At 58.0% G+C, this 20,390-nt stretch carries 15 protein-coding genes and 3 tRNA genes; 2 read left to right on the top strand and 16 right to left on the bottom strand.

Features of this window, described 5'->3' with window-relative positions:
- Window positions 1–2: 2 nt before the first annotated feature.
- The 3 genes from murA to leuC form a co-directional block, all read right to left on the bottom strand.
- Window positions 3–1,325, bottom strand: coding sequence for a UDP-N-acetylglucosamine 1-carboxyvinyltransferase (murA, locus tag ACN082_RS03560; RefSeq protein ID WP_419099478.1), 1,323 nt, complete (start codon window positions 1,323–1,325; stop codon window positions 3–5).
- A gap of 317 nt (window positions 1,326–1,642) precedes the next feature.
- Window positions 1,643–2,230, bottom strand: coding sequence for a 3-isopropylmalate dehydratase small subunit (gene leuD, locus ACN082_RS03555; RefSeq protein ID WP_419099477.1), 588 nt, complete (start codon window positions 2,228–2,230; stop codon window positions 1,643–1,645).
- Between the two features lie 57 nt (window positions 2,231–2,287).
- Entirely contained in the window at window positions 2,288–3,709 is a 1,422-nt protein-coding gene (leuC, locus tag ACN082_RS03550) for a 3-isopropylmalate dehydratase large subunit (RefSeq protein WP_419099476.1), read from the bottom strand.
- A gap of 211 nt (window positions 3,710–3,920) precedes the next feature.
- Here leuC and ACN082_RS03545 point away from each other — a divergent pair, with 211 nt between their 5' ends.
- The gene (locus ACN082_RS03545) at window positions 3,921–4,637 is read left to right on the top strand and encodes an IclR family transcriptional regulator (protein WP_419099475.1); all 717 of its coding nucleotides are present in this window, start codon (window positions 3,921–3,923) and stop codon (window positions 4,635–4,637) included.
- Between the two features lie 74 nt (window positions 4,638–4,711).
- Here the strand turns inward: ACN082_RS03545 and ACN082_RS03540 are convergent, their stop codons facing one another.
- From ACN082_RS03540 to ACN082_RS03505, 8 genes are all read right to left on the bottom strand, one after another.
- On the bottom strand, window positions 4,712–6,439 hold the full coding sequence (locus tag ACN082_RS03540; RefSeq protein WP_419099474.1) for a dynamin family protein: 1,728 nt from the start codon (window positions 6,437–6,439) through the stop codon (window positions 4,712–4,714).
- Window positions 6,440–6,443: 4 nt separating this feature from the next.
- Window positions 6,444–8,243: a GTPase gene (locus ACN082_RS03535; protein WP_419099473.1), complete on the bottom strand. Its 1,800-nt coding sequence runs from the start codon at window positions 8,241–8,243 to the stop codon at window positions 6,444–6,446.
- A gap of 146 nt (window positions 8,244–8,389) precedes the next feature.
- A tRNA-Glu gene (locus ACN082_RS03530) sits at window positions 8,390–8,462 on the bottom strand.
- 180 nt (window positions 8,463–8,642) lie between these two features.
- Window positions 8,643–8,715 (bottom strand) — tRNA-Glu (locus tag ACN082_RS03525).
- A 25-nt stretch (window positions 8,716–8,740) separates the two neighbouring features.
- A tRNA-Gln gene (locus ACN082_RS03520) sits at window positions 8,741–8,812 on the bottom strand.
- A 277-nt stretch (window positions 8,813–9,089) separates the two neighbouring features.
- The gene (gltX, locus tag ACN082_RS03515) at window positions 9,090–10,607 is read right to left on the bottom strand and encodes a glutamate--tRNA ligase (RefSeq protein WP_419099472.1); all 1,518 of its coding nucleotides are present in this window, start codon (window positions 10,605–10,607) and stop codon (window positions 9,090–9,092) included.
- A gap of 44 nt (window positions 10,608–10,651) precedes the next feature.
- On the bottom strand, window positions 10,652–11,428 hold the full coding sequence (locus ACN082_RS03510; protein WP_419099471.1) for a fumarylacetoacetate hydrolase family protein: 777 nt from the start codon (window positions 11,426–11,428) through the stop codon (window positions 10,652–10,654).
- A 288-nt stretch (window positions 11,429–11,716) separates the two neighbouring features.
- Window positions 11,717–13,132: a pentapeptide repeat-containing protein gene (locus tag ACN082_RS03505; RefSeq protein ID WP_419099470.1), complete on the bottom strand. Its 1,416-nt coding sequence runs from the start codon at window positions 13,130–13,132 to the stop codon at window positions 11,717–11,719.
- Window positions 13,133–13,412: 280 nt separating this feature from the next.
- Between ACN082_RS03505 and ACN082_RS03500 the strand changes: the two genes are divergently transcribed.
- Entirely contained in the window at window positions 13,413–15,080 is a 1,668-nt protein-coding gene (locus ACN082_RS03500) for an ATP-binding cassette domain-containing protein (RefSeq protein ID WP_419099469.1), read from the top strand.
- 125 nt (window positions 15,081–15,205) lie between these two features.
- Here ACN082_RS03500 and ACN082_RS03495 read toward each other — a convergent pair whose 3' ends face one another.
- The 5 genes from ACN082_RS03495 to thrC form a co-directional block, all read right to left on the bottom strand.
- Window positions 15,206–16,303 (bottom strand): branched-chain amino acid aminotransferase, encoded by a 1,098-nt coding sequence (locus ACN082_RS03495; protein WP_419099468.1) that lies wholly within the window; start codon window positions 16,301–16,303, stop codon window positions 15,206–15,208.
- 263 nt (window positions 16,304–16,566) lie between these two features.
- Entirely contained in the window at window positions 16,567–17,628 is a 1,062-nt protein-coding gene (locus ACN082_RS03490; RefSeq protein WP_419099467.1) for a 3-isopropylmalate dehydrogenase, read from the bottom strand.
- Between the two features lie 54 nt (window positions 17,629–17,682).
- Complete coding sequence (locus tag ACN082_RS03485) at window positions 17,683–18,126, bottom strand: hypothetical protein (protein ID WP_419099466.1); 444 nt, start codon at window positions 18,124–18,126, stop codon at window positions 17,683–17,685.
- Between the two features lie 179 nt (window positions 18,127–18,305).
- Window positions 18,306–18,566 carry a type II toxin-antitoxin system RelB/DinJ family antitoxin gene (locus ACN082_RS03480; RefSeq protein WP_419099465.1) on the bottom strand — a complete coding sequence of 87 codons (261 nt, stop codon included), beginning with the start codon at window positions 18,564–18,566 and terminating at the stop codon, window positions 18,306–18,308.
- Window positions 18,567–18,898: 332 nt separating this feature from the next.
- The gene (gene thrC / locus ACN082_RS03475) at window positions 18,899–20,326 is read right to left on the bottom strand and encodes a threonine synthase (protein WP_419099464.1); all 1,428 of its coding nucleotides are present in this window, start codon (window positions 20,324–20,326) and stop codon (window positions 18,899–18,901) included.
- Between the last annotated feature and the right edge of the window lie 64 nt (window positions 20,327–20,390).

Here is a 20,390-nt window from a genome sequence, read left to right as displayed (position 1 = left end):
GACTAGGCAGTAACCTCGAAGTCAGCTCCCAGGGCGGTGAGCTTATCTACAAAGTGCTCATAGCCACGGGAAATAACCGTAACACCGGTGACGTTAGATGTACCCTCAGCAGTCAGCGCCGCGATCACGTGGGAGAAACCACCGCGTAGGTCGGGCACGTTAATATCTGTACCACGCAGGGGTGTCTTGCCGGTAATGACAGCTGAGTGCTGGAAGTTCTGGTGGCCAAAACGGCAGGGGGTGGGGCCTAAACAGTCCTTGTGGAGCTGGATAGTAGCGCCCATGCGGACCAGGGCATCGGTGAAACCGAAGCGGTTCTCGTAGACAGTCTCGTGGACCAGGCTCACGCCTTTAGCCTGGGTCATGGCAACAACAAGTGGCTGCTGCCAGTCGGTCATAAAGCCGGGGTGTACGTTGGTTTCAACGAATAAGGGGTTCAGATCCTCGCCCTGGTGGAAGAAGCGGATGCCTTCGTCACTAATGTCCAGGCCACCACCAAGCTTGCGGTAGACGTTGATGAACGTTGACAGGTCCTTCTGGTTAGCGTTGCGCACGAATATATCGCCGCCTGTTGCCAGTGCTGCAGAGGCCCAGGAAGCTGATTCGTTGCGGTCAGGCATAGCTACGTGGTTAAAGCCGGTGAGCTCATCTACACCTTCGATGATGATCTGGCGGTCGGTCTCAACAGTGATGATTGCGCCCATCTTCTGAAGGATTGCAATCAGATCCATGATTTCTGGCTCAATAGCCGCGCCGGTTAGTTCGGTCTTGCCCTTGGCGCGGGTTGCTGCCAGAAGAACCTGCTCGGTAGCACCCACAGAGGGGTATTCCAGGGGAATCTGAGCGCCCTGTAGACCGCCAGCGGGAGCCTTCATGGAGATACCGGTGGGCAGTTTCTCAATCTTGGCGCCGAACTTTTCAAGCACACGCAGGTGGTAGTTGATGGGGCGGTCGCCAATCTTACAGCCACCCAGGTCAGGAATGAAAGCCTCACCGATGGTGTGCAGCAGAGGTCCGCAGAGCAGGATTGGAATACGGGAGTCACCGGCGTGAACTTCGATGTCGGTATGGTTGGCGACAGAGACCTTGGTGGGGTCCATGCGGAGCTCGCCTGCCTCCACATCGTAGTCCACAGAAACGCCGTGGAGTTCTACTAGGTCGGTGACGACCTTGACATCCTTGATTTCGGGGACGTTGCGCAACACCGAAGGGGTTGAACCCAAGAGAGCGGCAACCATAGCCTTGGGGACCAGGTTCTTGGCACCACGGACGTTAACCTCGCCCTTGAGAGGGGTGCCACCTTCAATACGCAGTGCGCTGACCATGTATATCCAATCGTAAATTTTCTGTCTTCCGAGTAGTCTACTCGGCTCGCCCCTTTTAACCTGAAGCGTTGCATGGATAAATCTGTGGTGCCCGCCTAGGCGACCGACACCTTCACAGCATTATTTCACGCATCAAGCAAAAATTGGTGAATAAAACCTTGCCTAACAACTTTACCTCAGAGTTCAGAGTAGGGCCTACTGGGGGCAGTGTTCTCCACCATAATGGTGTACCAGCGCCCCCCTTTAAAGGGCCCAGGGCACCTACCTATTTTCTGCCGGCTCCCTGGTCTGATGTGGCCTTATACTGATTCCTTGCTTTACTGAGTGCGCGGTAACCAGGCGGGGCGGTTAGCCTCGTAGGCTGTAATAGCTTCTTCATGTTGCAGGGTTAGCCCGATGTCATCGAGGCCTTCCATGAGGCGCCAGCGGACGTAGTCGTCAATCTGGAAAGGAACGGTCAAGGCACCGACGGTGACGGTTTTCTCTTCCAGGTCCACCGTCACTTCAGTACCGGGCTCGGTCTCAAGCTGCTTCCAGATCAGCTCAATGTTGTCCTGATCAACCTGAGCAGCCACCAAACCCTGCTTGCCCGAGTTACCCCGGAAGATGTCAGCAAAACGAGCCGAGATAACAACGCGAAAGCCGTAATCCTTCAAAGCCCAGACGGCGTGCTCTCGTGATGATCCGGTACCGAAGTCGGGGCCGGCAACCAGCACGGAACCCTGCTTGTAGGGTTGCCGGTTGAGGACAAAGTTCTCATCCTTGCGCCAGCCCGCAAAGAGGGCATCGTCAAAGCCGGTCTTGGTGACGCGCTTGAGGTAGACGGCGGGGATAATTTGGTCGGTATCGACGTTGGAGGCCCTCAGGGGCACGCCAATTCCGGTGTGCTTTTTAATCGGTTCCATGAAAAATCCGTTTCTACCCGGCTATCCGGGTACTCAAATTCGATGACTTATTCCGCTCTAGAGGTCAGCGGGAGCTGAGAGAGTACCGCGGATAGCGGTAGCGGCAGCAACCAGGGGTGAGACCAGGTGGGTGCGCCCACCCTTGCCCTGGCGGCCTTCAAAGTTACGGTTAGAGGTTGAGGCGCAACGCTCCCCCGATGCCAGCTGGTCCGGGTTCATGCCCAGGCACATAGAACAACCGGCAAAGCGCCAGTCTGCGCCAAAATCCTTGAAAATCTGGTCCAGGCCCTCAGCTTCTGCCTGGGTGCGAACCCTGTGGGAGCCGGGGACAACCATCATGCGAACACCCTCTGCCATGGTCTTGCCCTTAAGGATTTCGGCGGCGGCACGCAGGTCCTCGATGCGGGAGTTGGTGCAGGAACCCAGGAAGACGACATCAACGGGGATCTCTTTCATGGGGGTACCAGCGGTCAGGCCCATATATTCCAGGGCGCGAGCGGCGGCCTTCTGCTCGTTCTCATCGGCAAAGTCCTCGGGGAAGGGAACAGCCTGGGACAAGGGGACACCCTGGCCGGGGTTGGTGCCCCAGGTGACAAAAGGCTCTAGCTCATCTGCGTTGATGAAAACCTCATGATCAAAGGTTGCACCCTCGTCGGTGGGCAGGGTCTTCCAGTATTCAAGGGCGGCATCCCAGTCGGCACCGGTAGGTGCGTGGGGGCGGCCTTTAACGTATTCAAAGGTCGTCTCATCGGGTGCAACCATACCGGCGCGGGCACCTGCCTCGATGGACATGTTGCAGATGGTCATGCGCCCCTCCATAGAGAGGGAGCGGATGGCGGAGCCCCGGTATTCCAGCACGTAGCCCTGGCCACCACCGGTACCGATTTCGGCAATAACAGCCAGGATAATGTCCTTAGCGGTCACACCGGGCTTGAGGGTACCCTCTACGTTAATAGCCATGGTCTTGAAAGGAGCCAGGGGCAGGGTCTGGGTTGCCATGACGTGCTCAACCTCGGAGGTACCGATACCAAACGCCAAGGCACCGAAAGCACCGTGGGTTGAGGTGTGTGAGTCACCGCAGACAACGGTCATACCGGGCATGGTCAGGCCCAGCTGGGGGCCAACCACGTGAACGATACCCTGTTCTTGATCACCGAGTGAATGGATACGTACACCGAATTCTTTAGCGTTCTTACGCAGTGTCTCAATCTGGGTGCGTGAGGTGAGATCTGCAATCGTCGAGAAAATATTCTCAGTGGGGGTGTTGTGGTCCTCGGTTGCAATGGTCAGGTCCAGGCGACGCAGTGGACGCCCCTCAAGACGCAACCCCTCGAAAGCCTGAGGTGAGGTTACTTCGTGAACCAGGTGCAGATCGATGTAGAGCAAGTCGGGCTTACCGTCTGTACCGGGCACTACGGTGTGCGCCTCCCAGACTTTTTCAGCCAATGTACGCGGGGTATGGTCGGTGCTACCAGCCATCAAGTCCTCCAAAAATTATTGTGATGCGTTAATAAGTGTGACGGCACCGCACTCATCTTTCCAATAAACGAACTTGCATATCAGAATATGAGAAGTCAAAATTAAAGTACTCAGACACAATCCATTTACCCATTATCTTTCACCCCCGAAAGATCGCATCACACACAATCACTGGGCCAACGCACCGGCCCATCTGCGAAAGTTGCCCACTATGCAAGAGAAGCCTAGCTCCGGCGTCGGCGTACTTGATAAAGCCGCGCACATTCTTGACTGCCTTGAAGCTGGCCCCGCCACCCTTTCCCAGCTTGTTGAAGCTACCGGTCTGGCTCGCCCCACCGCCCACCGTCTAGCTGTTGCCCTCACACACCACAGGCTGGTAGCCCGCGATGTTCAGGGCCGGTTTATGTTAGGGCCCCGTCTCAGTGAACTCTCAAGTGCCGCTGGCGAAGATCGTTTGATTGCCGCCGCTGGCCCCGTCCTCAACAACCTGCGTAATGCTACGGGTGAATCTTCACAAATTTTCCGTCGGCAGGGTGATTGGCGGGTCTGCGTAGCCTCCGCTGAACGGCCCATCGGCCTGCGCGACACCATTCCGGTGGGCACCCAGCTCTCTATGAAGGCAGGTTCAGCCGCCCAGGTACTCACTGCCTGGGAGGATCACGCCCGCCTGGTCGAGGGCCTGCACAGTGCTCGTTTTTCTGCCACCATGCTGGCAACTGTCCGCCGCAGGGGCTGGGCGCAGTCCGTGGGTGAGCGCGAGCGCGGTACCGCCTCAGTCTCCGCACCGGTTCGCTCCCCCTCCGGCAAGGTGATTGCCGCCGTCTCTATCTCCGGCCCGATTGAGCGCCTGAGCCGCCAACCCGGCCGCCTGCACGCTGAGGTGGTATGTGAAGCGGCTGCTGCACTATCAGAAGCCTTACGGAGCTAGCCTTCTGCTCTCAGACCAAGAAAGAGCCCCGGTACCCTTGTGGGTACCGGGGCTTCTTCTGTGAGACCGTAAAGTTACTTGCCGGCCTGGGCCAGTGCCTTGCGGTAGTTGGCAAGTCGATCCAGTTCCTCTTGAACGGGTTCAAGGACACAGCGTGAGGCTACGTCACTCATATTTTCTTCAAGCTGACGGCGAATACCCTTGGCGTACATACGATAGCCGACAGTAGCTATGGCTCGACCCAGCGCAGCCACCAGAATACCGGCCAAGAGGCCCGTAACCACCAGGAGGGTGGGCACAGGTAGCGGGAAGCCCTCAACCGTGGGCGGGTCTGGTAGCACAAGCTGGAAGTAGCTTGCGGCGGCGAGCGCGGTCAACCAGAGCAGGCCAAGCAGAGCTGCTGCTAACCCTACCCACTGCAAGATGTTGAGCAGGTGCCACCACCAGCGTTTTTTGGTTGCCTCGTAGTGGACGCTGGCGGCCGCCCGTTCAATTTCGCGGGGTAGGTGTTCTTCGTAAGTTCGGGCGGCTGACCGGATGGAGTGGCTCCAGGGTTCTGCCAGGCCCTCGGATGCCTGACCCGCAAAGGTGCGCAGGCTGGTGCTCAGCGCCGCCTTCTGGGGCGCACCGAGCGGAGGCAGTGAGGACTTGCTGATGGGTGCCCCATCGTGTTCTTTGTGCAGGCCCAGGCGTTTGAGGGGGTCCCGTTTAATCTTGAGGACCCACCGGGTGGCGATCCAGCCGGTTTTCTCGGCGGCGTGGAGCTTATATGAATCGGAGGCCGCTTTGACCAAGCCTTCAGCGCCGGAGGCCCAGTAGAAGCCCTCTTCAAGCTGGGTCATAGCGGGGGCGGTGATGCCTGCCGGTTCCCTCTGCCCGTCCTGGGTAGCAAGTTCTGAGCGAATCCCGGCCAGGTCTGCCTCGATACGGGCCACAGCGGCATTTTTGGCGACAGCGACCTGCCCCAAGATCTCCCGCAGACGTGGAATGTTATGGCCGGTGCGGGCTGAAACACCCAGGGGGTCAGCCAGCAGGGTGCTGGTTAGCCCGTCCTTGGCCAGAAGCAGTTTGAGGGAGTCCAGCACGGCAGGCAGTTCAGCCTCATCCAGGCGATCTACCTGGTTGAGCACAGCCAAGGTTACAGCGCCGTGGGCGGCTAGGGGCTGGATGAAGTCCTGGTGAATCACCGCGTCAGCGTATTTCTGGGGGTCCATGACCCAGACCAGAACGTCCACGCACTGCGCCATTTTCTCCACGATTTTCCGGTTGGAGGCCTCCACCGAGTCGAAGTCGGGCAGGTCAAGCAGGACTAGACCACCGGTGGCTTCTTCTGTTTTACCGGCACCCACCGATGTGCGGATTTTGTTCCACATGCCCACGGTGACCGGCACATCGGCCCGGTTGAGGGCTTCTGCCGCTTGGGCTGGGTCCTCGTCCATGTAGGTTCGGTTGCTTACGCCCAGCCAGTCCAGGAGGGGTTCAACGCCCTCTTTACCCCAGACGGCGGCCTGGGCGGTCGATGTGGTGGGCCGGCGGGCGGCGGACTTGGCGATCTCTTTGCCAACCACCGCATTAAACAGGGTTGATTTACCGGAACCGGTAGCCCCGAAGAAACCAATCACGGTGTGTTCTGCTGAGAGTTCGCGGCGAGTAGCAACCCGCTCCAGGACCAGGCGGCCCTTTGCCAGGATTTCGGGGTCTAGGCGGCCTTGGCCTAAGTCGAGGGCGGTGGTGAGGGCATCCACGGTGGTGGCCAGTGCTGTGGTGGCAGGCTCTGCCTTGCTGGTAGAAGTTGGTGTCACGGTTTTAGCTCTCGGTGGTTGTTTCAGAAGCGGCAGGTAGCTGAACACTGGCCGCTAGCTGGGTGCTTGCGGTGTTCAAGGTGGTGGCAACAGCTTCTAGGTCGCTGGCAGTGGGGCGGGCCTGGTCCTCGCTCCCCTGCCCGTTCACAGATTCAAGGCGGTCGATAAAGCGGGCCTGCTGGGTTTCAAGCAGCTCGCCAATGCGCTCTTCGAGCCGGGTGCGGGCACCGGTTGCCATGCGGCGCACAGCGTCTTCGCCAAAGATAGCTTCAAGGAGCTTTTGGCCAATCACACCGGAGCCACCGGCAATACCGACTTCAACGCCGGTCAGTCCACCGGTCATTGAGAAGACCGCGACCATCAAAATCACGGCCGTTACGTTCACTCCCAGGGACATGAAGCGGGCCTTTTGGCGTTTGCCCGCACCCTCGGCAGAGATGATGTCCATGACATCTTGTTGCCAGGCACGGATGCTTTCGGCTACGTCTTCGGAGAAGCTAGCGTCCAGCTTGGCGAGGTCCTCCCCAGCCAGCAGCGCACGGCCTGCACGGTCTTCGAGCCAGCGGCGCTGGACGGTTTCGGCGGCAGTAGCTGCCTCTTCCATAATGACCGAGTGCAGGCTGACTTCAAGGGCCTGTTCTACCTCAACAGCCTGTGTGGGCGGGGTTCCCCTGAAAAAGCCTGCGATACGGTCGCGCACCTTGCCCACGGTTGTTTCTACCTGGCGGAAGAATTCTCCGGTACCCACAAAGTCTTGCCAGCGCCCCAGTACTTCGCCTCGGAGCATCTGGCCGTCCTGTGTGCTTTCGTTCAGGTTGGTCAGGGCGCGTGCGAAAGCGCTGGTAGCGTCGGCCCGCAGACGGTTTTCTGCGGCTTGTTGGTCTTGCGCGGCCTGAGCTAGATCGCTTGCCTGGCGGGCTAGAGAACGCACAGCCCCCTCCAGGGTACGGCGGGCGATATCACCACGGGCATCGGTGTCGGCGCCCAGTGAACGTAACCAGAAAATCAAGGGGAGCAGGGCCACGCTGGGAAGCAGGCCGCGCTCATCACGTTCCTGCTCGGTCACAGAGTGAATCAGGGCAGGGGTGATACCGGCTTCGGCCAGCATTCGGCTCAGATCTGCTTCGATCTCGTCCTCGCTGCCCTCGGGTACACGGTTGAGTACCACGGCAATGGTGATATCTCGGGTAGCCGCCTGTCGCAGGATCTCCCAGGGCAGGGCATCTGCGTAGCGGTTAGCGGTGGTGACAAAGAGCCAGAGGTCAGCGGCTCGTAGCAGTTGCTGGGCAAGACGGCGGTTCTCCTCGCTCACCGAGTCAAAGTCGGGGGCATCAATCAGTGCAATGCCCTTGGGCAGGGAATCGACCGGGACGGTCACCAGCTCGTCTTGGCCGCTGTGGGGGTTTGCCCCCGGTAGGGCCTGGCCGGGTTCAACCGGAAGGCGTACCAGATGCGGAAGAATCCGCTCAGGGGTAAAGGCGGCGACGTCCTCGGGCCTATAGAGCAGCACGGGCTGGCGGGTAGTGGGGCGGATAGCCCCGGAACGGGTTACAGGCTCACCGATGAGCGTGTTCACCAGGGTTGATTTGCCGGCTCCGGTGGAGCCACCAACGACCAGGGTCAGGGGCGCATCCAGGGTGGAGAGCTTAGGCAAGATGTAGTCGTCGAGCTGGGTGACTGCGGTTTTGGCTTCTTGCTGAGCTTGTTCAGCCGAGCCTGTGTTCAGCGGGAAAGAAGCTGCCGCGAGGGTGTTGCGGGCTTCTCGCACGGTGGCCAGAGTATTAAGAATAGTTTGGTTGTACACACTCCCTATTCTGGCATGTTCCTAGCGCCGGAGCTGCCCTATCAGTGGAACTGTCGCCACCTATCTTGCCGCTGGTGCCTGCCGGTCAGCACAGGGTACAAAAAAATTCCCCCACCTAAACTTTAGGTGGAGGAATCTTTAGCCTGTGACCCCAACCGGATTTGAACCGGTGTTGCCGCCGTGAGAGGGCGGAGTACTAGGCCGCTATACGATGGGGCCCTTGCTCTCAAAAAAGAGCTGCTACCTTTGTGGCAACAGATAAAACTATATAGGCCACCCCGCTAGTACGCAACTTGAGATACTGTAGTTTCAGCCACAGCGGGACCTTAGCACACAGCCAACAGCGGGAACAAAAAAAATTCCCCCACCTAAACCTTAGGTGGAGGAATCTTTAGCCTGTGACCCCAACCGGATTTGAACCGGTGTTGCCGCCGTGAGAGGGCGGAGTACTAGGCCGCTATACGATGGGGCCGTGACATCTTGAAACAAGATGTTCGCTGGGATACCAGGACTCGAACCTAGAATGACGGTACCAGAAACCGTAGTGTTGCCAATTACACCATATCCCATTGGTATTGCTTAGCTGATTTCCTTGAGGAAGTCATCGCCGCAACGAGTTATAACTTTATACGACCCCCAAGGGGCGTGCAACTTGAAAAGGGTAGACCTACATCACAAGGCCTTCTTTCAGGGTGCACAGAATCCCAAAGTTCCCCGGTTTTTCGCGGTTTTTGGGGCCAAAAATTCCCTTCAAAAAATTTTTTTGGGGGTGCCCCAAAAAGCTAAAGAACCTGCCCCTCCCCAGAGCTGGGGTCAGGCAGGTTCTTGGTTTAGAGTATCGCCGGCTTAGGCGGCAAGCTCTTGGTGCAGTTTCTTGAGGCGGGTCAGCGAGGACTCCTTCCCTAGAATCTCCATGGACTCAAAGAGCGGCGGTGAGATGCGGGCACCGCTGACAGCGGTACGCACGGGGCCAAAAGCCAGGCGGGGCTTAATCTCTAGGCCCTCCACGATGGCGCTACGCAGGGCTTCCTCAATAGCCTGGGCAGTGAAGGTCTCCAGGGGTTCAAGAGCTGTGAGAGCGGCTTGGAGCACAGCGGGTGCTGACTCTTTGAGCTGCTTGGCGGCGTCCTCAGCGACCTCAATCTCTTGGTCCTTTGTGAAGAGGAAGCCCAGCAGGCCGGCGGTCTCCCCCAGCAACTGCATACGCTCCTGAACCAGCGGGGCGGCTTCGGTCAGGATAGCCTGCTCGCCCTCAGTCAGCTCCTCAAAGCTCTTGGCGGTGACCAGGCCGTCCCTGTGCAGGAAGGGAACCAGGCGGTTGCGGAAGTCCTCCGCCTCAAGCATACGAATGTGGGTGCCGTTGATAGCTTCTGCCTTTTTGAGGTCAAAGCGGGCAGGGTTAGCCAGCACGTCCTTGACATCAAAGTGCTCAACCATGGTGTCCATGCTGAAGATGTCCTCGTCGTGGGACAGGGACCAGCCCAGCAGGGACAGGTAGTTAAGCAGGCCCTCCTTAATGAAGCCGGCATCGAGCAGGTTGTAGAGGCTGGACTCGGGGTCGCGCTTGGAGAGCTTCTTGTTGCCCTGGCCCATGACGTAGGGCAGGTGGCCGAACTCAGGGATGAAGCTGGTAACACCCACGGCAACCAGCGCCCGGTAGAGGGCGATCTGGCGGGGGGTGGAGGACAGCAGGTCTTCGCCACGCAGAACGTGGGTGATACCCATGAGGGCATCGTCAACGGGGTTGACCAGGGTGTAGAGGGGGCGACCGTTAGCGCGCACCACAACAAAGTCGGGAACGGAACCGGCCTTGAAAGTGATTTCGCCGCGCACCAGGTCCTTGAAGGTGATGTCTTCATCGGGCATGCGCAGGCGCAAAACGGGGGTGCGGCCCTCGGCACGGTAGGCGGCCTTCTGCTCTTCGGTCAGGTCGCGGTCAAAGTTGTCGTAGCCCAGCTTGGGGTCTTCACCCTTGGCGCGGTGGCGCTCCTCAACCTCTTCGGGGGTGGAGAAATCTTCGTAAACGAAGCCGCCGGCCTTGAGCTTGTCAATGACCTGGGCGTAGATGTCCATGCGCTGTGACTGGCGGTAGGGCTCGTGGGGGCCGCCCACACCTACACCCTCGTCCCAGTGAATACCCAGCCACTGCAGGGATTCGAGAACCTGGTTGAAGGACTCTTCGGAGTCACGAGCGGCGTCGGTGTCTTCAATACGGAAGATGAGCTTGCCGCCGGTGTGCTTGGCGTAGGCCCAGTTGAAGAGGGCAGTGCGGACCATGCCCACGTGGGGGGTGCCGGTGGGTGAGGGGCAGAAACGCACGCGGGTTTCGCTGGGGTCTGACAGCTTGAGGGCGTAATCAGTCATGGGTGGGGTCACATCTCTTTCGTTGTGGGTTCTAGGAAAAGTTTTTAGTCGGCGCGGACGGTGTTGATCAGGGAGCCGATGCCTTCGACCTCAATTTCCACCTGGTTGCCTGCGCTCAGGCGGCCTACTCCTGCGGGGGTGCCGGTGAGGATGACGTCACCGGGTAGCAGGGTGAAGTATTCGCTGGCGGCGGCTACGAGCTCGGCTACGGAGAAAACCATGCCGGCGGTAGTGCCGTCCTGTTTAAGGTCGCCGTCCACCCAGGTCTGAATGGCTAGGTCGTCGGTGTCCAGGTCGGTTTCGATCCAGGGCCCGATCGGGCAGGAGCCGTCAAAGCCCTTGGCGCGGGCCCACTGTACATCGGTGTTCTGGGCGTCGCGGGCGGTCAGGTCGTTGGCTACGGTGTAGCCGTAGATGACCTCGGGTACGCGCTCTAGCGGCACGGACTTGGCGATACGGCCGATGACAACGGCCAGTTCGCCCTCGTAGGACACGTCGGAGGACCAGTCGGGCAGGGCGATAGGATCGCCGGGGCCGATCACGGAGGTGTTGGGTTTGAAGAAGAACTGCGGGCTGGTGGGGGTTTGGTTGCCCAGCTCGCTGGCGTGGTCGCGCCAGTTGCGGGCGGCCCCAATGACTTTGGAGCGGGGAATGATGGGGGCCAGCAGGCGGACGTCCACCAGGTCGTACTTCTTATCGGTGGGGTTGACCCCGGTGTAGAAAGGGTCGCCGGTCAGCACGGTGAGGGTTTCGGAGCCGGGCTCACCCTCAACCAGGCCAAAGTGAAGGTTATCGTCTACGGTAAATCGAGCAATGCGCATGGCTACTAGCCTACCGGACTCGCCTGCCCTGCGCGCAGGGCAGGGGCGGTTAGGTAAACAACTAGGCAACCTGTATTTGGTTATAGGGTTGCTAGTCGCTCAGCAGACACAGCTACGGCAAGGGCCCTTCTCGCCAGGTTCGCTGGCGCTAACTCGGTGATTCACGCCAGCCCCCATCGAGCTTGCCTACCCGCTGTGCCTGATGGGAGATTAGCACCGAGAAGGTGAATCGCAAGCCGTCAGCGACCGACCTTTCTCTTGGAGACAACAGGGAGTTAGTCCCGGATATTAGGATTCCAAGGCCGCATTGCCCTGAGCCGCGCGGCGACGCCTGTGCTCCGTAATAATTTCATCTACAAGACCTTCAGAGAGGTCACTTTTCAAGAGTTCCTCGCGAGCTGGCAACATCTCGCAACAAGAGACACGTTCTACAATAAATTTCCTAGTTTCGGGGTTATTAATATCTTCAGCTTCTTCGCGGAAAATGAACCGAGCTTCATTTAAAAAAGAACTAAATAAATCAGCTTTTTCAAGATTAACCCCTGCTAGATAGGCTCGTTCCAAATGAGCAAAATATAACTCTGCATCTTTTAAATTTGTATGCCAAAACTTTGCACCTTCCAGATTAGCGCCCCTCAGATTGCACCCATTCATATTCGCTTCATTCAGCGTTGAGTCCTTGAGGAATACCCCTCCTAGATTCGCATCCTTCAAATAAGCACCCCATAGGTACGAATCTTCCAAGTGAGAACAATTTAAATTTGAGTTCCCTAAATCTCGGTACGAAAAATTTAGGTTCCTCAAATCAAGAAAACTTAAATCAAAAATTCTCGATTCGGAATAATTCTCAGCAAATTTATTATTAATGGGTATTGCCGATTTTTGATAAACTGGAAAAATATCCTGAATAATCGAATTGAGAGTTGTTTCCTCCAGTTTAGTTCGCCCATCAACCAGCTCTCCATCCTTCTCTTGAGGAACACCAAAAAGAATTTTCAGGATATTTCTCTGCTGGCTATTTTTCTGCCTTTTCACAACTTCCGATGAAGCCGCCAGAGTTTCCCAATCCTGGTAGAGGGTTGCTAGCTGAAAATAGCTTGCTGACCGCTCGTTCTCATCCTTGCTGTAGCGACGCGACAGAATCTCATGCATGCGGTCATTGAGCGACTTGATAATTTCAGCGTCCTGCTTATTCTGCTCCCGTTGGGCGCGTTCGTCCTCAATCTCCCTCTGATGTTCGAGCTGCCGCCTCAGGTTCTCCTGCTGGGCAAGCCTGTTTTCCTCACCCGTCTGGTAACTGACAGCAACAGACACCACAACACCCACCGCAGCAATCAAAGCCGCAAAAGCGGTCGCAAGGCCCTGCCGGGCATCCACCCAATCACCGTTATAGGTAGTAAGAGTTAACACCAAAGTAGCCAACGCAGAGACCACAAAAAGAGCCGGAAGAACCGCCACCACAATACGGAACAGCCTGTTGGAACCGCTGTTTACGGTATTCTTTCTTCTGAATAACCAGGCTAGGCCCATAACCGTTAAGCCTCCCAGCAGAGCCGGGCCCAAATCTAACAGACCCAAAGCACTGCTAAAAGTCAGATTGGGATAATCACGTTTATTCAATAACCCAGTAAATAACCACCCATAAATTATTGTGCCAGTTACCCAGAACCCCATTTTAAGCCAGCTCTCTACCGAGTTGCCCACTTGCCCGCTCCTCTCCTGCTGTTGCTTACCCACCTGCTCATAGCCCTTCTCGCACGCACAATTCACTTAAACTTAAGTATGCCAAGCCTCCTCCCTACAACCATACAAAAACTCTCTTGACGGGTTTCTGCGCCCGCCCATAAACTGGCTTTCGGAATTACTGTCTACAGAAGGCCTATCGGTGGATTTTTCAGCAGCTCTCTAGCCCAGGCTGAAACCACTCTGCCCGCACCCGGCACCGGTTTTTCAGCACCCCCCTGAGAACTGAGGACTATCCACCGTGCCCGCACACCCCCCTTCCGTACCCACAGCCATCAGCTTCACCCACCTCACCCACACCTGGCCCGACGGCACACCCTGCCTCACCAACATCACAGGTACAGTCACAGCCCCCATCACCGCCCTCATTGGTGATAACGGTAGCGGCAAGTCAACCCTGCTCAAAATACTTGCAGGGCAGCTGACCCCCACTTCCGGGAGCATCAGGACCCCTTCCAGCACCGCCTATCTACCCCAAGATTTAGGGCTATCTGCAAAGCAAACCCTGGCTGACCTCTTCGGTATCAGCACTATCCTCGATGCCCTCGACGAGCTAGAATCAGGCAACTACTCCCCCGCCCTCCTGGACACCATCGGTGATCACTGGGACGCCGCCGAACATGCCCTAGCCCAGCTCACCGCCGCAGGTTTCTCCCCAGCAAACACGGTAGAACCAGCCGACTGTCGTCATTTCCTCCGGCGAAGGGTAGGTACTCTGTCCGGCGGGCAGGCAGTCACCGCCGCCCTAGCCGGGGCACTCTCTGGCTCCCCCAGCTTCCTCTTACTGGATGAACCCACTAACAACCTCGACGGCCAAGCAAAGGAACGCTTCTACCAGCTCCTAGAGCGCCTTCCCTGCCCCGCCCTCATTGTTACTCACGACCGGGAACTGCTATCGCGCGTCCAGGCTATCCTCGAACTGAGGGCAGGCAATATGCGCTCCTTTACCGGTAACTATGCTGTCTATCGGCAGGCCATTGCCCAAGAGCAAGAAGCCGTCCGCCGTCACTATAGACAGGCTCAGCAGGTCGAACGTAAAGAGAAACGTGACCGTATTGAGGCTGAGACAAAGCTGGCGCGTTCTCACCGGCGAGCTCAAACCTTTAAGGCACGCAAGAAGGCATCAGCCATGGAAATGGGCCTGGCCGCTTCAACGGCGCAGGTGTCTGCTGCCAAGCTCCGCAAAACTCACCAGGAACGCCTGCAAATAGCCCAGGCCACCAAGCAGAAAACTGCGGACGCCCTACGCAAGGACGAATCCGTCTATCTCGATTTGCCCGGCACTTCCCTACCACCAGGGAAGCGGGTTCTTGAGCTGGGACTTGTGAACCCCGGCATCAGTATGCCATCTGACCAGCCACGCTATCTTGCCCTGCAAGGGCCAGAACGCCTACGGCTGGCTGGGCCTAACGGCTCTGGCAAGACCACCCTACTCAGGGCTATAGCGCAGGCAGGATCTACTGAGTATAAAGACCAGGTAGCTAACGCTCTCCCCAGCATTTACAGTGTCACCTATTGCCTACAAGCGGTCAGCTACCTGCCCCAAGTGATTGATTTACCAGCGGATACCACCATGCTTGACTATGTGTGGCAGGCTGACCCCCAGCTCACCACCCAAGAAGTACGCGATAGCCTCGCCCGCCTGCTTTTCCGCCGAGACCGTGTGGAACTCCCGCTAGAGGGTCTCTCCGGCGGTGAACGCTTCCGGGTGGCTCTTGCCCGCCAGCTTCTTGCAACCCCGGCCCCTCAATTTCTCCTTCTCGATGAGCCAACCAACAACCTGGATATAGCTTCGGTGGACTGGCTGGTATCTGCCTTAGCTAGTTACAGAGGTGCCTTGCTGGTGGTCAGCCATGACGAATATTTCTGCCAACAGCTGGACCTCACCCGGACCTTGGATTTGCCCTAAAACCGCCTAAAGATAGATGCCCGCCTCCCCTGCACTAGCAGGAAAGACGGGCACAGTTCTTAAGCTGAGCCTTTCTGGTACAGCATCGACCGGAGCTGAGCTACAGGCTCAAGGCCCAGTGATTCTTAGACCAGTGTGACGTTCCAGCCCAAGCGGTCCTCAACCTTGCCGGTCTGAATACCGACTAGTTCTTGACGCAGGCTCATGGTCACGGGCCCGCCCTCAGCACCGGAGGCTGAGGGGACCTCAAAATCAGCGGCCTTGAGCTTACCCACGGGAGTAATCACAGCGGCGGTACCGCAGGCAAAGACCTCGGTAATCTCACCGCTGGCTACGCCCTGGCGCCATTCAGACAGAGTAATTTTGCGCTCTTCAAGGGTGTATCCCCTGTCCTGGGCCAGCTTGATGATGGATTTGCGGGTAACACCGCGCAAAATAGTGCCGGTTAGCTCAGGAGTGGCAATACGCCCGTCCTTGAAGACAAAGAAGACGTTCATGCCACCCAGTTCCTCAATGGCATCATCGCGGTTGGGGTCCTTGAAAATGACCTGCTTACAGCCCTGGGCTTCGCCTTCCAACTGGGCGGCAAGTGAGGCGGCGTAGTTGCCGCCGCACTTGGCTTCGCCGGTACCGCCCACACCGGCGCGGGCGTAGGTGGTAGATAGCCAAATATCAACGGGCTTGGGCGTGCCAAAGTAGTTACCGGCGGGTGAGGCGATCACATAGAAGGAAACTTCGCGGGCAGGGCGGATCCCCAGAAAAGCCTCTGTGGCGATCATGAAGGGGCGCAGGTAGAGGGATTCCCCTTCACCGGAGGGCACCCAGTCAGCGTCGATGGTAACTAACTGGCGGATTGCCTCCAGGAACAGTTCCTCGGGCAGATGGGGCAGAACCAGTCGGTCTGCCGACTTGTTCAGCCGGGCGGCGTTCTCCTGGGGGCGGAAGGTGGTGATGGAGCCGTCAGCCTGGCGGTAGGCCTTGATGCCCTCAAAAATTTCCTGCCCGTAGTGGAAGACACTGGCCGCCGGGTCAAGGCTGACAGGCCCGTAAGGCAACACCTGGGCCTTGGACCATTCACCGCCGTCGGTGTGGCTGCCTTTCCAGTCGATACGGACCATGTGGTCGGTAAAATGGTTGCCGAAACCGGGGTCGGCAAGTATTTCTGCCCTGCGCTCAGCGCTGGCAGGGTTGGGGTTGCGGGTAATAGAAAATTCCAGGGTCATGTTCGTCCTTCAATCACAGTGTATGGGACTGTAGCTTGTCAAAATGTTAAGCCCGGGTAAGCAAGGCTGTGCGCCAGCAGGCTCGGGTCTGGCGTTTTAGGGGTGCTAGTGCACAGCCTTGCTTGGCCAGGGGCGGGCTCCTAAGCTTTTGGCTTGGTGTGTGCCCTTATCTTCCTTTTCCTTATGAGAATACATCAGCTCTGTGGTTTCTGTGCTCTACCTAACGTGGGTCACCGCCGGTGAGACGGAAGGGACCAAGAAGCTTAGGCATCCAGGGCGGCCAGAATTGCGGAACCGATCTCGTCAGTACCGCGGGTTGCACCGGGGTTGGCAGCTAGGTCTGCTTCTACGGCGCGGTCAATGCGGGCGGCGGTGCCCTCGTAGCCCAGGTGACGCAGGAGCATGGCGGCGGCCAGGATGCTTGCCGTGGGGTTAGCCTTGTTGAGCCCTGCGATGTCGGGGGCGGAGCCGTGGACCGGCTCGAACATGGAGGGGAAGGTGCGGTCGGCATTAATGTTTCCGCAGGCCGCGTAACCGATACCGCCGCTAATAGCGCCTGCCTGGTCGGTCAGAATGTCGCCAAAGAGGTTGTCGGTGACGATGACATCGAACCGTGCCGGGTCGGTGGTTAGGAAGATGGTGGCCGCGTCAATGTGCAGGTAGTCGGTGGTGACCTGCGGGTATTGGGTGGCTACCTGGTTGAAGATGCGGGTATAGAGGGCCCCTGCGTTGACCAGGACGTTGGTCTTGTGGATCAGGGTCAGCTTCTTCTTGTCGCGGGTATTAGCCAGCTCAAAAGCGTAGCGGATTAGGCGCTCGATACCGTGAGCGGTGTTAAGCGATACTTCAGTGGCGATTTCTTCGGGGGTTCCGGCGCGCAGGACACCGCCGTTACCTGCGTAGGGGCCTTCGGTGCCTTCACGCACAACCACAAAGTCGATTTGGCCGGGGTTAGCTAGCGGGGAGACTGCACCGGGGTAGAGGCGTGAGGGGCGCAGGTTGATGTAGTGGTCAAAGGAGAAGCGTAGGTTGAGTAGGATTTCACGCTCAATCAGGCCGCTGGGCACTTGGGTGGAGCGGGGGTCTGCGCCAACGGCACCAAAGAGAATGGCGTCGTGGGTTGCTAGTTTTGCTTTGGTCTCTTCTGAGAGGGTTTCGCCGGTTGCTAGCCAGTGATCAGCACCCAGTGGGTACTCGGTGGCGGTGACAGCAATCTGGTCAAGTTCGGCGGCGTGGGTCAGGACGCGCTGGGCTTGGGCTACTACTTCGGGGCCGATCCCGTCGCCGGGAATTACTGCCAGGTTGATGGAGGGAGTTTCAGTCATGTTCTTAAGGCTAGTCCTGCACAGTGCCCTTTGCCCATATTTTGGCTTTGGGTTTCATATATTGGCCGGCTGGCCTGCCCCTGTGGGAACCTCTGCACCATTACCCAGTGTTGCTAAGAAGACGAGTTCTTCTGGGCGGGGTAGGCAGACGGGGTTTTGACCGGTGGGTGCTATTTCAAGTTCAGTGACGTGCTCCCCCGCTATGTGGGCTAGAAGCAGGGCGGAGCCGTCCTGGGTGGTTGCGGTTAAGACAGTGCGGGGTGCCGGTGTTTCAGGCCGGCTAGCTAGCAAGGTGGCTTCTGAGTCTGCCGGGTAGTGCAGGGTAAGGGTGATGCAGGTGGAGCAATCGCAGCTCTGTTTGGCCTGTGCTGTGTTCAGCCTGCGGATTAGCCCTTGCCGTTCCTGTGCGCTGGGCTTGTGGCTTTCGGTATCCAGCGTCAGACCCTGAGTGATGAGCGCGGCCAGTAGGTTTTTCTGCTCGTCGGTGAGTGCCTCCATACGGCAAACCCTAACAGGGCCTGTTTTCTTCTGACAGGCTTTACATCCTGGTTATTTTAACTAGAACAAATCGTCATGGCTACCGGTGCCAGTAAGTACGAGCACCAAGCTTTTCGGCCTTGTAATGCTTTTTGAAGAGGGCCTTAGCATCGCGCTTGAATTGAGGGGTTCGGGTGATACTACGAAGCATCGGTCAGGTCTGCCATCAGCTCATCAACAGACGAGAACTTCTCCCCCAGCCCATTTTCTGCTTCGTAGCGTGCGTGAGCGCTGGCAGGGTTTTCGCGACGCGGGGTAAACGGTATTCCGTTATCCACGAGCGCCTGGCGAAGAAACATATTCAGGGCTGTACTCATGTCGAGGCCAAGTTCACTGAAGAGCCGCATAGCCTCTTCTTTGGTTTCGCGGTCTGTACGGAACGAGATAGTAGTTGTAGACATTTGCCCTCCAGCAGTTAATACATATTCATTACAATGTCACTACAACTGCATGCTATCCGGTCGACACTCTGAACTCAATACATCCGCGCCGGATTAAACACAGTGGCGGGGAACCGTTCGGTTCCCCGCCACTGCGTTGAGACTTGATGCCTTAGCTGGCCTGGCCTTAGCTTTCAGGGCAGAGGGCAAGCGTGCGCCTGCCAACTGGCTCAGGCCTGGCTACCAGGGCAAGCGGGCAAAGCTGTGACTGCCAACTGGCTCGGGTCTGGCGTTCAGGGAGGTTGGCAGGCACAGCTTTGCCCAATCTCCCCACAAGCCCCTTGCCCATAGTTTTAGACGTTGCGCTCAATCAGAGCTTTAACAGCCTCTACATCATTGGGTAGGTCAATTAGGTGGCGGTCGGCCTCCATGATGCCCGCGAAGCGCTCAGGGATAGCGGGCTCGGAGCCGGTTGCTTCCTTGATGGTTTCCGCGAACTTGACCGGTAGCGCGGTCTCCATGCAGATAATGGGAGTTTCGACCCTATCGGCCCAGTCGCGGGCAACCTTCACACCATCGGCTGTGTGAGGGTCAAGCAGGACGTTCAGCCGCTCATGGGCATCACGAATCGTAGCCACCCGGTCAGCGTGGGTGGAGCGGCCCGATGCGAAGCCGAACTTATCTGCGGCATCGGTGAAGGCTGGGTCCCCTGCCAGGGTAAAACCGCCCTCTTTGACCTGTCGGCCGAAGAGGTCGCCCACCCGCTCAGCGTCGCGGTCGAGCAGGTCGTAGATGAAGCGCTCGAAGTTGGAAGCGCGCGATATATCCATAGAGGGGCTGGAGGTCTCAAAGGTATTAGCCGAGGAACGGACACGGTAGTTACCGGTGCGGAAGAATTCATCGAGGACGTCGTTCTCGTTGGTTGCCACGATCAGGCGGTCAATGGGCAGGCCCATCTGGCGGGCGATATGGCCGGCGCAGATGTCACCGAAGTTGCCGGTGGGTACGCAGAAGGAGACCTTCTGGTCGTTGGTTTCGGTGGAGCGGATCCAGCAGGAAACGTAGTAAACGATCTGGGCCATGAGGCGGGCCCAGTTGATGGAGTTTACGGCGCCGATGCGTTTTTCGGCCTTGAAGCTGGCATCGGAGGAGATAGCTTTGACGATATCCTGGCAGTCGTCGAATACGCCCTCGAGGGCGATGTTGAAGATGTTGGCATCGTCTAGGCCGAACATTTGGGCTTGTTGGAAGGGGGTCATGCGCCCGGCGGGGGTCAGCATGAAGACCTTAATGCCGGTGCGGCCGCGCATGGCGTATTCGGCGGATGAGCCGGTGTCGCCAGAGGTTGCGCCTACAATGTTCAGGTCTTGGCCGCGGCGAGCTAGTTCGTATTCGAAGAGTTCGCCCAGTAGTTGCATGGCCATGTCTTTGAAGGCGGCAGTGGGGCCTTCTGAAAGGTGTCCGATGAGGATACCGGGTTCCAGCTCGGTGACCGGCACGATCTCTGGGGAGGCGAATTTGGGGTAGGAGTAGGCGCGGGCGGTAATGGCCTTGAGGTCTTCTAGGGGGATGTCATCAATGTAGAGGGCCAGGATTTGGGCGGCGAGCCCCTGGTAGCCTTCGGTAGCGAGGACGGCCCGCCAGCGGGTGAGGGTGGCATCGTTGATCTGGGGGTAGGAGACGGGGAGGTAGAGGCCACCGTCGGGGGCTAGGCCTCCCAGGAGGATGTCGGTGAAGTGGGCTGGGGTGCGGGTGGTGTCGCGAGTGGAGATGTACTGCATGACTATAAGGTTACCTTTTCTGGTGTGGGTAGGCCGGTAGGCGCTTCATACTGGGGTATGAACT

The sequence above is a fragment of the Rothia sp. CCM 9417 genome (assembly GCF_048513575.1).
Classification (GTDB): Bacteria; Actinomycetota; Actinomycetes; order Actinomycetales; family Micrococcaceae; genus Rothia.
The sequence above is the reverse complement of the archived record's forward strand: the minus strand, read 5'-3'. Positions and strand labels throughout refer to the sequence as shown.